The organism is Amycolatopsis sp. NPDC028719, from assembly GCF_055565395.1.
In genome coordinates this window covers 277,097-292,460 of the sequence record NZ_JBVHUL010000005.1, presented here as the reverse complement: position 1 = coordinate 292,460, position 15,364 = coordinate 277,097, and the positions used below count along the sequence as shown (strand labels likewise).

Here is a 15,364-nt window from a genome sequence, read left to right as displayed (position 1 = left end):
CCACGCCGATGCCCATCGAGTTCAGCCCTTCGCGGCGATCGACCGTCGGCGCGGAATGGGAACTCGGCCTGGTCGACCGGCGCAGCGGCGAGCTGTCCTCGGTCGCCGAGCGGATCCTCGAGGCCGTCCGCCCCGACGGGCGGGCCGAGCACCCGAAGATCAAGCAGGAGCTGCTGCTCAACACCATCGAGATCATCACCGGCGTCTGCGACACGATCGCCGAGGTCAAGGCGGATCTCGCGGACTCCCTCGACGTCGTGCACGGCGTCGCCGACCCGCTCGGCGTCGAGATGTTCTCGGCCGGGACGCACCCGTTCTCGAACTGGTACCAGCAGAAGGTCACCGACAAGGAGCGGTACGCCAAGCTGATCGACCGCACGCAGTGGTGGGGCCGGCAGATGCTGATCTACGGCGTGCACGTCCACGTCGGGGTCGACCACCGCGACAAGGTGCTGCCGATCCTGGACGCGCTGCTGAACTACGCGCCACACCTGCAGGCACTTTCGGCGTCGTCGCCGTACTGGGGTGCGGAGGACACCGGGTACGCGTCGAACCGGGCGCTGATGTTCCAGCAGCTGCCGACGGCCGGGCTGCCGTTCCAGTTCCGGAAGTGGGCCGAGCTGGAGAGCTACACCGAGGACATGTTCACCACCGGCGTGATCGACCACTTCTCGGAGATCCGCTGGGACATCCGGCCGGCGCCGCACCTGGGCACGATCGAGATGCGCGTCTGCGACGGGCTGCCGACGCTGGAGGAGGTCGGCGCGATCTCGGCGCTGACGCAGTGCCTGGTCGACGACTTCAGCGAGCGCCTCGACGACGGCGAAATCCTCCCGACGCTGCCGCCGTGGCACGTCCAGGAGAACAAGTGGCGCGCGGCCCGCTACGGCACGGACGCGATCGTCATCCTGGACGCGGCCGGGCGCGAACGGCTGGTCACCGACGACATCGCCGACCTGCTGGACCGGCTGGAGCCGGTGGCGCGGCGCCTGAACTGCGTGGCCGAGCTGCGCGACGTCGAGACGATCCTGCGGTACGGGCCGAGCTACCGGCGGCAGCGGGCGGTCGCGGCGGCGCACAAGGGCAGCCTCAAGGCCGTGATGGCGTCGCTGGTGGCCGAGATGCGCGACGGGATCGTCAAGGACTAGAGCTCGTCGAGCTGCCTGCGCAGCGTGCCCGGGCCGAGAATCGACGCGCCGAGGGCTTCGACGCGCCCTTTCAGCTCACGGTCGGCCGTCGCGACGAGGACTTCGGCCTTCTCCTGGGCGACGACCTCGACGATCTTCGAGTCGCCGTCGGTGTCGGCCGCGACGACCTCCACGCCCGGGACGCCGGTGACGTGCTTGGCCTTGCCTTCGACGACCAGGACGATCCGCGGCCACCAGATCACGGTGGCGTCGCCGGGGTCCGGCACGCCGGCTTCGGCGAGTTTCGCGAGCTGGTCGCGCAGGCGCTCGGCGGCGCCGTGCCGGTCGTGCCACCAGCCGTCCGGCCGCGAGCCGACGACGTTGGCGGCGTCGACGACGAGCACCAGCTCCTGCCCGACACGCTCGCGCAGATCCGGCCAGGCGGCGGCGAAGTCGCGGTGCAGCCGGTAGGTGGGCACGTCGTCGGGGTCCACCCAGCGCACCTCCGCACTTTCGGTGTTGGCGACCTTCGCTTCGACGCTGTCGGCCAGCGCGAGGACGGTCGTGTAGCTCCAGTCCCCATGGTCCACCACGGAGGCCGAGACCGCGCGGAAGGCGCCGGTCGGGACGGAGGCTTCTTCGAACGCTTCGCGGGCGGCCGCGGTCACGGCGGTCTCGCCGGCTTCGATGGCCCCGCCGGGAAGGGCCCAGGTGCGGCCGTGGTGCACCCACCACGCCCGCCGCTGCAGGAGAACGCCACGCGCGGGATCGACGAGCAGCAGCCCGGCGGCGCCGTAGCGGCCCCAGTGCAGGTGCCCGCAGGAACACTTGACGAAGACGCTCGCGGACGGGGCACTCACCGGTCCAGCCTGTCACACTCCTGCGGCCACGGTCGTGAGCGTGAAACAGGGTGGGAACGCAGTTTCCCACTCACGACCAGCCGCGGCAGACCTCGAACCGCAAGTCAGCCCGGGGGCCGGCGGCCTCGGCGGCCGCCGAAGAACGCCGCCAGGAAGATGCCCAGAGTGATACCGCCGAGCAGGACGGCCACCACGACCGGGGTCGGCACCAGCGGCCTGAGCAGGAACTCGGCGAACAGCATCCAGCCGAACAACGGCAGTCCCACCGCGACCGCCTTCGGCACCCGGCGACGCGCCTTCCACCTCAGCAGCACCCCGCCCGCCATGAGAACCGCGCCACCCACGCCGACCCACGTGTCCGCCGTCATGTCCACCCCTCCCCCAGCCGGGTACCCCTCGCTCGGGTGGGTGACACGGGTCAGACCGGGGTCCTGGCCGCTTCCAGCGCCAGCGCCGCCGCGCCGACGATCGCCGTGTCGTCGCCGAGGTGGGCCGTCCGAATCCGGGCCAGCGGCCGGTGCCGCGCCCCCGTGATCGCTCCCGCGTAGTGCTCGCGGGCCTCGTCCAAGAACAGTGGTGCCGACTCCGACACTCCCCCGCCGATCACGATGATCTCCGGGTCGAACACGTCCGCCACCAGGGCCAGGCCCTCGCCGAGCCACTTGGCCAGCTCCGCCATCGCCAGCTGGGCGATCGGGTCGCCGTCGCGGGCCGCGCCGGCCACTCGCCGGCCCGTCACCGAGCCCGGGTCGCCCGCGACCTGCGGGGCGAGCACCGTCGAGCGGCCCGGGTGGCGGGCCAGCAGCTCCACCGCCGTCGACGCCAGGGCCGTTCCGCTGCAGTAGCGCTCCCAGCAGCCGTACTTGCCGCACGGGCACGGCCGGCCGCCGCGGACCACCGTCAGGTGGCCCAGCTCCGGGGCCACGCCGTACGCGCCGCGGAACAGCTTGCCGTCCAGCAGCAGGCCCGCGCCGATCCCCGTGCCCAGGGCCACCAGCGCCGCCACCTGGGCGCCGCGGGCCGCGCCGAAGCGGTGCTCGCCCACGATCGCCGAGTTGACGTCGTGCTCCAGCAGCACCGGCAGGCCGACGCGCTTCTCGATCCGGTCCGCGACCGGCGCGCCGCGCCAGGCCAGGTGCGGCGCGAACATCACCGACCGGCGGTCGCGCGCCACGAACCCGGCCACGGCCAGCCCGACGCCCGCCACCTCGTGCCGGTTGCGCAGGTCCTCGACGACGCCCGCGATGGCGTCCTCGAGGGCGCCCTCCTCGCTCGGCGTCGCGACGCGCGCCGTGTCGAGCAGGGAACCGCGCTCGTCCACCACGCCGGCCCGGATGCTCGTCCCGCCGACGTCCACCCCTATCGTCCGCACTCAGCTCTCCCACTCGTCGCGCCGGCGGACGGCGATGTGCTGTACCCGCATCGGCACCGAAGCGTCCGCCGGTGGCCGCGGCGCGGGCCGGAACCCGGGCATGTGCACGCCCTCGTCCGGTTCCCAGCGGTCCGCGAGCACCGCTCGGAGCAACGCCACGAGCTGCGCCAGCTGTTCCAGCAAGCGGGCCGCGAATTCGGGACGTTCCCCCCGCACCACCGCGACGATCGCACACAGCGGGCACCAGCCGCACGCCGAGCCGTCCGGTTTCGCCTGGTCAGGGTCCCCGTGACCGGCCGCGACGACGCCTTCGAGCCACGGCGCCGCCTTCTCCACGACCATCTCCGCGAGCAGGCGGATCTCCTCCGCGAGCCGCGGTCCGGCCGTCTCGTCCTCTTCGCTCACCCGCGTCCCCGGTTCCCGGCCAGGTTCACGACCAGGCCGTCGGCGTCGGATTCCGCGCCGGTGATCCGGCACGGCCGCAGCGACTCCGGCAGGGCGATGAGCCTGCGGAAGCCGTCCACGGTGATCGCCAGGTCGTCGTCGACGCGGGCGAGGTCGACCTCGGCGTCCCGGGAGAGCGGGATCGCGATGCGCAGCGTGTACCCGTCCGGCGCCGGGCGGACCCCCAGCAGCGGGGTGACCGGAGTGCCGTCGCCGTCGAGGGGGTCGCCGTCGCGGTAGAGCTCGGCGGCGATCTCCAGCAGCGCGGGCAGCCCGACCGGTTCGGCGGCGCGGTGCTCGACGCGCGACACCGCCGTGAACCCGGCACCGGCGAGCTCGGCCAGCACGGCGTCCTGCTGCGTCCGGCGGGTGCGCAGCCACGACCCGGCGCCGCCGCGCCAGAACCCGGGGGCGGGCATCAGCCGGTTGGCGATCAGCCCGTCGACGGCGATTCCGCGCAGGGCCAGGGAGCTGAGCGTGCGCCGCGCTTCGGCGACGACCACCCGCTCCGGCGTCAGCACCAGCCGGACCGTGGTGACCGACGGCTCGGTCAGCAGCGCGCGCAGGCCGTCCAGGTGCGTGCCGAGCCGGCGCACGGACTCCGTGACGCGGCGGCTGAACACGCGGGTCAGGTAGCCGGAGATGGCTTCGGGCAGGGCGAGCAGCCGCAGCGTCTCGGCCGTCGGCCCGCAGTCGACGACGATGGTCTCCCACGGCCCGGCTTCGGCCAGCCGGCGGACTTCGGTGAGGGCGAGCAGCTCGTCGACGCCGGGGAGCACGGTGAGCTCTTCGGCGTCCAGGGTGTCGAGTCCCGCGCCGGCCAGAGCGCTCTGCAGCTCGGCGCGCAGCCGTTGCCAAGAGGTGTCCACCAGCGTCCGCGAGTCGATCTGGACGGCGGAAAGGAGAGCGTCCACTTCGGACGGCTCGGCGCCGAGGGTGTGGCCGAAGGCGTCGCCGAGCGAGTGCGCCGGGTCGGTGGACACGACGAGGGTCTTCCTGCCGCGGGCGGCCAGGGCGGCGCCGGTGGCGGCGGCCAGCGTCGTCTTCCCGACACCCCCCTTGCCGGTGAACAGCAGGATCCGCACGCGGCTACCCCTCGGCCCGCTTCTTCAGCTCCTTGAGCGCGGTGTCCATGACCATCTTCTCGGCCTTGCGGCGCAGCAGGCCGATCATCGGCAGCGCCAGCTCGACCGACAGGGTGTAGGTGACCCGCGTCCGGCCGCCGAGGTCCTCCAGCGCGTAGCGGCCGTTCTGCGCCTTCTGCATCTGGCCCTTGACCAGGTGCCAGCTGACGCCGAGGCCGTCGCCGTCCCAGTCGTACTCGAGGGTGTAGACGTCCTTGATCGGGCCCGCGTCGAGGGTGAGCTTGACCTGCTTGGCGCGCCCGTCGTCGTCGGTGTCGAGGACCTCGGTCTGCCGGACGGCCTTGGCCCATTCCGGGTACGCGGGGAAGTCGGCGATCACGGCCATCACCCGGCTGGGCTCGGCGTCGACCTCGATGGACTGTGTGGACTGCTCGGCCATGGACGAAGCGTAGCCGCCGCGGTCGGTCACCAGCGCAGCACGTACGGCTGCCCGGTCTCCTTGAAGTGACCGACGTTACGGCACTCGGTCCGGCCGACCCGGGCGCGGGGCGCCAGGGGCTGGTGCACGTGCCCGAACACCGACCAGCGCGGCTTCTGGGCGTGGATGAGGTCGAGCAGGGCCGTCGAGCCGATCTCGGCGCGGCGCGCGACAACGTCGTAGGTCAGCTCCGGCAGCGCCGGCGGGCCGTGCGTGCAGAGGACGTCGACCTCGGTGAGCTGGGCCACGCTCGCGTCGTAGTCTTCCCGAACGCGCAGGTAGGGACGCCAGGCGGCGCCCTTGCGGGGACGCGGGACGACGCCGTCGGGCAGCAACGCGCCCCCGACGAACCCGAACCGCAGGCCGCCGATCTCGGCGACCTCGCCGTCGAGGACCCGGATGCCCTCGCCGGCGAACTCGGGCCAGAGCGCCGGGGTGTCGACGTTGCCGGGGGTGGCGTAGGTGGGCGCGGTCATCGCCGCGAAGAGCGCCGCGTACTGGGTGCGGATGGCCTCGTCGACGGCGCCGGCCGGGTCGTCGAGGCTCGCCCAGAGCGTCCGTGAGTAAGCAACGGTTTCGTCACGGGTGCCCTCCCGGCGCAGGCGGGCGAACCCGGCCACCTTCTCCGCGCCGAACAGGGCGCCCATGATGCCCTTTTCGTGGTCGTGGTAGTCGACGAAGTCGACCAGGTCGCCGAGCACGACCAGGGCGTCGGCCCCGTCCCCCGCGCGCTTCAGCCCGTCGACATTGCCGTGCACGTCCGAGACGACGTGTACCCGCACCCCTGGCCCCCTCTAGCTTTCGCCGCGCGGAGGAACGCCGGGCTCGCGCCCGTCCTCCAGGATCTCCTTGAGCCCGAGCGCGATCTCCTTCGCCGCGCGAGCCCGCCGGTCGAACTCCCGGCGCAGGTCGCGTGGCGCCAGCTCCCGGGGCGTCCCGGCCGCGTCGGCGGGGGTCGCCCGCAGGAAGTAGTGCAGCAGGGTGCCGTCGAGCACCGGCTCGAGCCAGACCTCCATCGTACCGACGAGCGCGCCCCGCACGGTCCAGCGCAGGCCCTTGTCCCCCCGGTCGGTGTAGACCTCGAGGACCAGGTCGGGCCAGTAGCGCCGCCAGGACGCCGGTGCGGCGAAGACCGCGGCCACGGTGGCCGGCGGAACGGCGAGGAACGTCTCGTCGACGATGTCGAGTGAGGGTGGCGCGTTCACGTGCGAAGAATGTCACGCCCTCGCCGTGCGACGGCGATCAGCATGGTCTTAAGGTGCTCACCACGCTAAGTTGACTGGCGGGTAACAGCGGTGTCGCCCGCCGCACGCGTTGAACACGGAGGTCCACGTGCGCGAATACAGCGCTCCCGCCGGCAAGCCGGTGGCCGACGACGAGAACATGTCCGATGTCGTCTGGGCGAACGCCGAGCGGTTCTCGGACGTGGTGAGCTTCCGCCGCCAGGTCGACGGAACCTGGCTGGACGTCACGGCCAAGGAGTTCGCCGGCCAGGTGCTGGCGGTGGCCAAGGGCCTGGCCCAGGCCGGGATCGGCCGCGGCGACCGCGTCGCCATCATGTCCAAGACCCGCTACGAGTGGACGCTGATCGACTTCGCGATCTGGGCGGCCGGCGCGGTCACGGTGCCGATCTACGACACGTCCTCCCCCGAACAGGTGTACTGGATCCTCTCCGACTCGGCCGCCAAGGGCGTCTTCGTCGAGACGAACGCCCACGCCGCGGCGGTCGACGAGATCCGGGACCGGCTCACCGAGCTGGACCACACGTGGCAGATCGAGGGCGACTCCCCCGCCGTCGAAGAGCTGTCCGCGATCGGTGCTCGGCTCTCCGACGACGAGCTGCACGAACGCCGCCGCGAGGTGAGCGCGGGCGAGCTCGCCACGATCGTCTACACCTCGGGCACCACCGGCCGCCCCAAGGGCGTCGAGCTGACCCACCGCAACCTGCTGGCCGAGATCCGCGCCGACATCGAGGCGTTCCCGCAGCTCATGGAGCAGGGCAACTCGCTGCTGGTGTTCCTGCCCCTGGCGCACGTGCTGGCCCGCGCGATCGCCGTGACCGCGCTGTCCGCGCGCGTCACCCTCGGGCACACCCCGGACGTCAAGAACCTGGTCGCCGACCTGGGCACGTTCCGCCCGACGTTCGTCGTCGCGGTGCCGCGCGTGTTCGAGAAGGTCTACAACTCGGCGAAGCAGAAGGCCCACGGCGACGGCAAGGGCAAGATCTTCGACGCCGCCGAGGCGGTCGCGGTCGCCTACAGCGAGGCGCAGGACAAGGGCGGCGCCGGGCTCGGCCTGAAGGCCAAGCACCTGGTGTTCGACAAGCTCGTCTACGGCAAGCTGCGCGCGGCCCTCGGCGGCCGCTGCGTCGCGGCGGTGTCCGGCGGTGCCCCGCTCGGCGCGCGGCTGGCGCACTTCTTCCGCGGCATCGGCGTCCCGGTGTTCGAGGGCTACGGCCTGACCGAGACGTCCGCGGCGGCGAACGTCAACACCCAGACGGCGTTCCGCGTCGGCACGGTCGGCAAGCCGGTCAACGGCACGTCGGTCCGCATCGCCGACGACGGCGAAGTGATGCTCAAGGGCGACGTCGTCTTCGGTGCGTACTACAACAACCCGCAGGCGACGGCCGAGTCCCTCACCGACGGCTGGTTCCACACCGGCGACCTGGGCGAGCTCGACGCCGACGGCTTCCTCAAGATCACCGGCCGCAAGAAGGAGATCATCGTGACGGCGGGCGGCAAGAACGTCGCCCCGTCCGGCCTCGAGGACACGATCAAGGCGGCCCCGCTGGTGAGCCAGGCCATGGTGGTCGGCGACCAGCGCCCGTTCATCGCGGCGCTGGTGACGGTGGACGAGGAGTACTTCCCGTCCTGGAAGTCCCAGCACGGCAAGCCGGCTGCCGCCACGGTCGCGGACCTGGCCACCGACGCCGACCTGCTCGCGGAGATCCAGGCCGCCGTCGACGAGGCCAACAAGCAGGTGTCCAAGGCCGAGGCGATCAAGAAGTTCACGGTGCTGGCCAACGACTTCACCGAGCAGGGCGGCGAGATCACGCCGAGCCTGAAGCTGAAGCGCAACGTGGTCACGAAGAACTACGCCACCGACATCGAGAGCCTCTACAAGAAGTAGCCCCAAGTCCGTGAATGTCGCATTGAGGGACTTCAAGTCCCTCAATGCGACATTCACGGCTTACTGGGTGCGCTGGGTGGCGATGTGGTCGCGGTACCAGCGGAAACTGGCCCGGGGCGTGCGCTCCTGCGTCGTGTAGTCCACGTGCACCAGGCCGAACCGGTGCTTGTACCCGTGGGCCCATTCGAAGTTGTCCAGCAGCGACCAGCAGAAGTACCCCCGCAGGTCCACCCCTGCCGCCGCGGCCGCGCGCGTCGCCTCGATGTGCTCGCTCAGGAACGAGATGCGCTCGTAGTCGGCGAAGTCGCTCCGGTCGGTGTACACGCAGCCGTTCTCGGTGACGTACAGCGGCGGCAGGCCCGGGTAGCGGTTGTGCAGGCCGACCAGGGCTTCGGTGAGGCCCTCCGGCTCCACCGGCCAGCCCATGCCCGTGCGCGGGACGTCCGGCAGCCGTGAGGTGTCCACGCCGATGTCGGTCACGGTGCGCAGCGCCGGGTCCGGCTCGCGGTGGGGCGCGTCCGCGACGTGCAGCCGGTAGTAGTAGTTCACGCCCAGGTAGTCCAGGGGCGCGCCGATCGTCTCCAGGTCGCCGTCGTGGCGGAACGAGAAGTCGGAGACGCCGTCGAACATCGCCACCAGGCCCGGCGCGTACCGGCCGCCGAACAGCGGGTCGGTGAACTGGCGCCGCAGCAGCGTGTCCTGGCGGGCCGCCGCCGCGGCGTCCGCGGCCGAGTCCGTCACCGGCACCGTGGGCGACTGGTTGAGCACGATCCCGAACTGGTGCTGCGGCGGCGCCTGCGCCCGCATCGCCCGTACCGCCAGGCCGTGGCCGAGCAGCAGGTGGTGGGCGGCGGCGAGCGCGCCGTGGCCCTCCCGCGCGCCCGGCGCGTGGCGCCCTTCGCCGTAGCCCGCGACCGCGCACGGGTACGGCTCGTTCAACGTCGTCCAGTGGTCGACGACGTCGCCGAGCTCCTCGTGCACCAGCACCGCGTACTCGGCGAAGCGCGCCGCCGTGTCGCGGGAGCGCCAGCCGCCCTCGTCCTCCAGGGCCTGCGGCAGGTCCCAGTGGTACAGCGTGAGGAACGGCTCGATGTCCCGCTCCCGCAGGGCTTCCACCAGCCGCCGGTAGAAGTCGAGCCCCCGGCGTTCGGCGCGCCGGCCGTCCGGCTCGACCCGCGGCCAGGACACCGAAAAGCGGTAGGAGTCGACGCCGAGGTCGCTCAGCAGGCCGAGGTCGGCGGGCCAGCGGTGGTAGTGGTCCGCCGCGGGCTCGCCGGTGTCACCCCCGGCCACCGCGCCGGGGACCGCCGCGAAGGTGTCCCAGATGGACGGTCCGCGTCCGTCGGATCGGGTCGCGCCCTCGATCTGGAACGCCGAGGTGGCGACGCCCCAGCGGAAGCCGGGCGGGAAACTGGTGGTCACGGTGATCTCCGGGAGGTCAGCCCTTGAGCGCGCCCTGCATGATGCCGCCGACGATCTGGCGGCCGAACAGCAGGAACACGAGCAGGACGGGGACGGTGCCGATGGTGGCGGCGGTGAGCACGAGCGTGTAGTCGGTGGTGTAGCCACTGGCCAGGGTGGACAGTGCGGTTTGGACGGTCGGGTTCTCCGGCACCAGCACGACCAGTGGCCAGAAGAAGTCGTTCCACGCCTGCATGAACGTGAACAGCCCGAGCACCGCCGCGGCCGGGCGGGCGGCCGGCAGCGCGACGTGCCAGAACAGCCGCAGTGAGTTGCAGCCGTCCATCCGCCCGGCTTCCAGCAGTTCCAGCGGCAGGGCGCGCTCGAAGTACTGGCGCATGAAGAACACGCCGAACGCGGTGACCAGGCCGGGCACGATCACCGCCTGCAGCTGCCCGGCCCAGCCGAAGTCGGCCATCATCATGTAGAGCGGCACGACGCCCAGCTCGGTCGGGATCGCCTGGGTGGCGACCACGAGGAGCAGCAGCACGGTGCGGCCGCGGAACTTCAGCTTGGCGAAGGCGAACCCGGCCAGCGTCGAGAACAGCACCACGGACACGGTGATCGTGCCCGCGACGATGATCGAGTTCCCGAGCGCCAGCGCGAAGTCCGTCTCGTCGAAGACCCGCGCGATGTTCTCGAACAGGTGGCCGCCGGGCACGAGGACCGGCGGCACGCTCCCGACCGCCTCCGACGTCTGCGAGGAGACGACGAACGACCAGTACACGGGGAACGCCGAGCCGGCCAGGATCGCGATCAGCGCGGCGTAGGTCCACGGGCTCGCGACCCGGCGCACGAGGCGCCGGGCCCGCCCGGGGGCCGCCGGCGGCGCGGGCGCCGCCGGGGTCAGCACGGTGGTCATGTCGGCTCCTCAGTCCGTTTGGATGCGCCGGGTCACCAGGTACGACACGCCCGCGACGAGCATCGTGGCGACGGCCAGGATCAGCGCGATCGCCGAGCTGTAGCCGAAGTCGTACTTGGTGAAGCCCTGCTCGTAGAGGTAGAGCGCGGCGGTCTGGAACTGCCGGTCCGAGCCGCCGGTGGCCGCCGCCGTGCCGGGGTTGAACAGCAGCGGCTCGGCGAGCAGCCGCATGTTCCCGGTCGTCGCGATCACCGTCGAGAAGATGATCTGCGGCCGCAGCAGCGGCACGGTGATCCGCCAGAACTGCTGCCACCCCTTCGCGCCGTCGAGGGTGGCGGCCTCGTACATGGTCGACGGGATCGCCTGCATCGACGCCAGGAAGATCAGCGCGTGGTAGCCGGTCCAGCGCCACACCACCATCGCCGCGATGGCGGTGTGCGAGCTGGCCGTGCCGGCCTGCCAGTCGACGTGCCCGCCGCCGAACCAGCTCAGCACCCAGTTCACCAGCCCGAAGTCCCGGCCGAAGAGCTGCGCGAAGATGATCGTCACCGCCGCCACCGAGGTGATGTTCGGCAGGATCATCCCCATCCGGAACATCGTGCGCCCGCGCAGCCGGCGGTTGAGCAGGTGCGCGATGCCGAGTGCGAACAGGATCTGCGGGATCGTGGTCAGCAGCCACAGGCTGACCGTGTTCCCCATCGAGTTCCAGAAGTACGGGTCGTGGAACAGCAGCTGCTCGTAGTTGCCGAACCCGATGAACGTCGCGTCCTCGGCGTCGAGCAGGTTGCGCTTCTGCAGCGACACGAAAGCCGTGTAGAGCAGCGGGAACAACCCGAAGACGCCGAAGATCAGGAAGTACGGGCTGATGAAGCCGAACGGCGACAGCTTGACGTCCCACTTGTGCCGCCGGTCGGCGAAGGACAGCGTTTTCGCCCCAGCCATCACTTGAGCTTTTCGACGTCACCGACCAGCTGCTGCCAGGCCGCCGCGCCGTCCTGCTTGCCCTGCTCGACGCGCTGCATCGCGTTGCCGAACTCCGTCTGGACGTCGCCCGCCTTCGGGCCCTGGTACTGCGGGTTCAGCTTCTTGGCGGCGTCGGTGAAGAGCTTGCCGACCGGCGCGCCCGAGAAGAACGAGTTGGTGTAGCCGGTGATCTTCGGGTCGTCGTAGAGCGACGGCGTCGAGGGCAGCAGGCCCTTGCTGGTGAACACCTTCGCCTGCTGCTCGGGCGCGGTCAGCCACGCGGCGAGCTCGGCGGCTTCCTTCGTGTGCTTGCCCTGCTTCGGCACGGTCAGGTACGAGCCGCCCCAGTTGCCGCCCCCGCCGGGCACGGTGGCGATGTCCCACTTGCCCGCGGTGTCCGGCGCCTGGTCCTTGATCTTGGTCATCATCCAGGCGGGGCAGGTGACGGTGGCGAACTGGCCCTGCGTGAATCCGGTGTTCCAGGTCGGCGTGCTGTAGAGCAGGCCGGCGGAGAGGTTCGCCTTGACGGCGTCGACGACCTGGTCCCAGCCGGTGCGCAGCGCCGGGTTGCTGCCGACGACGATCTGGTCGCTCTGGTCGTAGTAGCCGACCGGCGCCTGGCCGACGATCGCGTTGAGCACGGTCGGGCCGCCGTCCATGAACTTGACGCCGTTCGGCGCCTTGGACTGGAAGCGCTTACCGGTTTCGAAGAACGCCTGCCAGGTGGGCCAGAGCGCGGATACGGCGTCGCGGTCGGCGGGCAGCTGGGCCTTCTCGAACAGGTCGCGGCGGTAGCAGATCGCCAGGCCGCCGACGTCGGTGCCGTAGCCGATCTGCTGCCCGCCCTTGGCCAGCGAAGCCGACCACTTCCAGCCCAGCCAGCGATCCTTGAGCTTGTCGCCGCCGACGGTGTTGAGGTCGACGAACTTGTCCGGGTTCGCCTTGAACTGGGCGACGTACCCCGTGTCGATCGCTTCGATGTCCGCGGCGCCGCCGCCGGTGGCCAGGTGCGCGGCGAGGTTCTTGTGGTGGTCGGAGTAGGACGCGGTCCGCTCGGTGATTTCGATGTTCGGGTGCGCCGCCTGGTACTCCTTGATCAGGTCGGTGTAGCCGAAGTTGCCGAAGAGGCCGAGGCTGAGCTTGACCTTCCCGCCGCTGCCGGCGTCGCTGCTTCCGCAGGCGCTCAGCGCGGTGACCGCGGCCAGGCCGGCGCACACCACCCCCGCGATCAAGCGGATCCGGCGGGTTGTCGTTTTCGGGCGCATGAGATCTCCGTTGTTCTGCGGGCCGGTCGGAAAACGCGGGACTATGAGAGCGCTCCCAGCACATGTTCGTCAAGTAACAAACTGGTAACGCAGTTCGGCATTTACCCAGCCTGAGATCATGTGCTAGGAATGTAACCGGTTACAGCACAGGAGGTCAGCATGGTAACGGCCCGCGAGATCGCCCAGCTCTGCGGGGTTTCGGTCGCGACCGTCTCGCGGGTGTTCAACCGCCCCGCCACGGTCAGCGCGACGACGCGCGAGCACGTCGAGCGCGTCGCCCGGGAGCTCGACTTCTCGCCGAACGAGTCGGCGCGGGCCCTGTCACGGCAGCAGTCGGCGATGGTCGGGCTGGTCTGGGACACCGACCACCGGCGGCCAGGCTGGCGGCACCCGTTCTTGCAGGACCTGTTGCTGGGCCTCAAATCCGCGCTCAGCTCGCACGGCTACCACCTGCTGATGCTCGCGACGAGCGACGACGCGCGCGACCGCAACCCGGGCGTGTCGCTGGCCGACCCGGTCGCGTACGTGAGCATGACCCGGCGCCACCACCTGGCCGGGCTGGTGCTGATCGACAGCGGCACCGACGCGGACGCTTTCGCCACGTTCGCCCAGTCCGGGCTGCCGTGCGTCGCGGTCGACGTGGCCCTGGCGGGTCCGCGGGCGACCTACGTGACCTCGGACAACGCCGGCGGCGCGGCGGAAGCCGTCCGGCACCTGGCCGCGCTCGGCCACGACCGGATCGCGACGATCACCGGCCCGCGCGGCAACGCCCCCGCCGCGGCCCGCACCGAGGGCTACCTGCGCGGACTGGCCGAGGCCGGATTGGCGGCGCGCGACGATTTCGTGGTCACCGGGGACTTCTACCGCGAAAGCGGGTTCGTCGGGATGCGGCGGCTGCTGGCCCGCAAGGATCCTCCGACGGCGGTGTTCGCGGCCAGCGACGAGATGGCGGTCGGCGCCCTGCTGGCGGCCCGCTCGGCCGGGCTGCGGGTGCCGGCGGACCTGGCCGTGGTGGGCTTCGACGACATCGAGGTGGCGTCCCTGGTCGACCCGGCGCTGACGACGGTGGCCCAGGACAAGCCGGGCTTCGGCACCGCGGCGGCGGGAGCGCTGCTGGCGATGATCGAGACCGGGACGGCACCGGATCCGGTGCACCTGCCGACGAAACTGGTGGTCCGCGACTCCTGCGGCACGTAGCCGATCCGGTGCTACGCGGTGACCTTGGCGTCCCAGTCGATGTGGTGCGCGTAGACCCAGCCCGGCTTTTCGCCGACGTCCTTCCCGGCGCTCGACGCGACCAGCTTCTCGACCCGCTCACGCCGAAGTCCTTCGTACGCCGCGAAAGCCGACGCCGGGTCCGGCAGGTCACGCAGGCACTGCGCCAGGATCACGCCGTCCTCCAGTGCCATCGACGCGCCCTGCGCGGCGGCCGGGGACGCGGCGTGCGCGGCGTCGCCGGCCAGGACCATCTCCGGCGTCGACCAGACGCGCGTCTCGGGGAGGTCGTAGGAGTGACCGCCGAAGACCTCCTCGCCCGTGGCCGCGATGATTTCGGCGCAGGGCAACGGTTCCCCGGCGAACGCTGCGTGCGCGAACTCGCGCCAGCCGGCCGGCGTCACGGCCGCGATGTCCTCACGGGACCGCTCGGTGTCCGGGATGCGGGCGAACCAGAACGTGGCGCCGTCCGGGTCGGTCGTGAACCCGAAGGCGGCCTTGCTGCCGCGGACCATCCGGTAGATCCCGGGCGCCGACGGCAAACCGGGCGCGCGCGTGTAGCCGTAGACGACGGTCAGCCCGGTGTAGCGCGGCTCGTCCGCCGCCGGGTCGATCAGCCGCCGGACGACCGAGCGCAGGCCGTCGGCGCCGACGAGGACGTCTCCGGTCTCGATGGTGCCGTCGGCGAACTCGGCCGTGACGCCGTGGGGGCCGGTCCGGGCGCCCACCAGCCGCTTCCCGCGTTCGAGCGGCACGCCCCGGTGCGCGGCTTCCTCCTGCAGGACGCGGTAGAGCGTCGCGCGGGTCAGCGTGCGCGGACCGTCGACGCTTCCGGTGTCGAACTCGTTGCGCCCGACGGTATCCCCGTTCGCGGCGACGAGCTCGACGCCGTACGCGGCGAAGGACGCGTCGATCACCGGCCGGTCGGCGCCGATCGCACGCAGGGCGTCCATGCCGTTGTGCATGATCGTGAGGAACGCGCCGACGTCCTCCCCACCGGCCGGGTAGGCCTCGAAGACCACCGGATCGTGTCCGGCCAGCTTCATCGCCATCGCCGTCACCGTGCCGGCGATCCCGCCGCCCGCGACCAGTACCCGCACCGT

Annotated in this window: 16 protein-coding genes; 3 read left to right on the top strand and 13 right to left on the bottom strand. The window is 71.5% G+C overall.

Annotated features, from left to right (window positions below; translation table 11 throughout):
* Positions 1-8 precede the first annotated feature (8 nt).
* Entirely contained in the window at positions 9-1,148 is a 1,140-nt protein-coding gene (locus ACZ4TR_RS24675; protein ID WP_465289207.1) for a glutamate--cysteine ligase, read from the top strand.
* On the opposite strand, the gene ACZ4TR_RS24670 is transcribed toward ACZ4TR_RS24675, so the two are convergent.
* The 8 genes from ACZ4TR_RS24670 to ACZ4TR_RS24635 all read right to left on the bottom strand — a co-directional run bounded on the left by ACZ4TR_RS24670 (position 1,145) and on the right by ACZ4TR_RS24635 (position 6,571).
* Positions 1,145-1,987 (bottom strand): NUDIX domain-containing protein, encoded by an 843-nt coding sequence (locus ACZ4TR_RS24670; RefSeq protein WP_465289206.1) that lies wholly within the window; start codon positions 1,985-1,987, stop codon positions 1,145-1,147. The two genes, ACZ4TR_RS24675 and ACZ4TR_RS24670, sit on opposite strands and share 4 nt — an antisense overlap.
* A 104-nt stretch (positions 1,988-2,091) precedes the next feature.
* On the bottom strand, positions 2,092-2,355 hold the full coding sequence (locus tag ACZ4TR_RS24665; RefSeq protein ID WP_465289205.1) for a hypothetical protein: 264 nt from the start codon (positions 2,353-2,355) through the stop codon (positions 2,092-2,094).
* 50 nt (positions 2,356-2,405) lie between these two features.
* Entirely contained in the window at positions 2,406-3,344 is a 939-nt protein-coding gene (locus ACZ4TR_RS24660) for an ROK family protein (RefSeq protein ID WP_465289749.1), read from the bottom strand.
* Positions 3,345-3,359: 15 nt separating this feature from the next.
* Positions 3,360-3,764 (bottom strand): hypothetical protein, encoded by a 405-nt coding sequence (locus ACZ4TR_RS24655; RefSeq protein WP_465289204.1) that lies wholly within the window; start codon positions 3,762-3,764, stop codon positions 3,360-3,362.
* Complete coding sequence (locus ACZ4TR_RS24650) at positions 3,761-4,888, bottom strand: ArsA family ATPase (protein ID WP_465289203.1); 1,128 nt, start codon at positions 4,886-4,888, stop codon at positions 3,761-3,763. The genes ACZ4TR_RS24655 and ACZ4TR_RS24650 overlap by 4 nt, the downstream gene beginning before the upstream one ends.
* A gap of 4 nt (positions 4,889-4,892) precedes the next feature.
* Complete coding sequence (locus ACZ4TR_RS24645) at positions 4,893-5,327, bottom strand: SRPBCC family protein (protein ID WP_364521240.1); 435 nt, start codon at positions 5,325-5,327, stop codon at positions 4,893-4,895.
* A gap of 26 nt (positions 5,328-5,353) precedes the next feature.
* Positions 5,354-6,148 carry a metallophosphoesterase family protein gene (locus tag ACZ4TR_RS24640; RefSeq protein WP_465289202.1) on the bottom strand — a complete coding sequence of 265 codons (795 nt, stop codon included), beginning with the start codon at positions 6,146-6,148 and terminating at the stop codon, positions 5,354-5,356.
* A gap of 12 nt (positions 6,149-6,160) precedes the next feature.
* Entirely contained in the window at positions 6,161-6,571 is a 411-nt protein-coding gene (locus ACZ4TR_RS24635) for a polyketide cyclase / dehydrase and lipid transport (RefSeq protein ID WP_155542130.1), read from the bottom strand.
* Positions 6,572-6,698: 127 nt separating this feature from the next.
* Between ACZ4TR_RS24635 and ACZ4TR_RS24630 the strand changes: the two genes are divergently transcribed.
* The gene (locus tag ACZ4TR_RS24630; protein WP_465289201.1) at positions 6,699-8,495 is read left to right on the top strand and encodes an AMP-dependent synthetase/ligase; all 1,797 of its coding nucleotides are present in this window, start codon (positions 6,699-6,701) and stop codon (positions 8,493-8,495) included.
* A gap of 60 nt (positions 8,496-8,555) precedes the next feature.
* On the opposite strand, the gene ACZ4TR_RS24625 is transcribed toward ACZ4TR_RS24630, so the two are convergent.
* From ACZ4TR_RS24625 to ACZ4TR_RS24610, 4 genes are read right to left on the bottom strand one after another with little or no spacing between them, the layout of a single operon-like run.
* A complete protein-coding gene (locus ACZ4TR_RS24625) occupies positions 8,556-9,917 on the bottom strand; it encodes a GH1 family beta-glucosidase (RefSeq protein ID WP_465289200.1) in 1,362 nt (453 codons plus the stop codon).
* Between the two features lie 16 nt (positions 9,918-9,933).
* Positions 9,934-10,818, bottom strand: coding sequence for a carbohydrate ABC transporter permease (locus tag ACZ4TR_RS24620; protein ID WP_364521234.1), 885 nt, complete (start codon positions 10,816-10,818; stop codon positions 9,934-9,936).
* A 9-nt stretch (positions 10,819-10,827) separates the two neighbouring features.
* Positions 10,828-11,760 (bottom strand): carbohydrate ABC transporter permease, encoded by a 933-nt coding sequence (locus ACZ4TR_RS24615; RefSeq protein ID WP_465289199.1) that lies wholly within the window; start codon positions 11,758-11,760, stop codon positions 10,828-10,830.
* Positions 11,760-13,046 (bottom strand): ABC transporter substrate-binding protein, encoded by a 1,287-nt coding sequence (locus ACZ4TR_RS24610; protein ID WP_465289198.1) that lies wholly within the window; start codon positions 13,044-13,046, stop codon positions 11,760-11,762. Before ACZ4TR_RS24610 ends, ACZ4TR_RS24615 begins: the two co-directional genes overlap by 1 nt.
* 159 nt (positions 13,047-13,205) lie before the next feature.
* Between ACZ4TR_RS24610 and ACZ4TR_RS24605 the strand changes: the two genes are divergently transcribed.
* A complete protein-coding gene (locus ACZ4TR_RS24605) occupies positions 13,206-14,243 on the top strand; it encodes a LacI family DNA-binding transcriptional regulator (protein WP_465289197.1) in 1,038 nt (345 codons plus the stop codon).
* An 11-nt stretch (positions 14,244-14,254) separates the two neighbouring features.
* Here ACZ4TR_RS24605 and ACZ4TR_RS24600 read toward each other — a convergent pair whose 3' ends face one another.
* Positions 14,255-15,361, bottom strand: coding sequence for an FAD-dependent oxidoreductase (locus tag ACZ4TR_RS24600; RefSeq protein WP_465289196.1), 1,107 nt, complete (start codon positions 15,359-15,361; stop codon positions 14,255-14,257).
* Positions 15,362-15,364 lie beyond the last annotated feature (3 nt).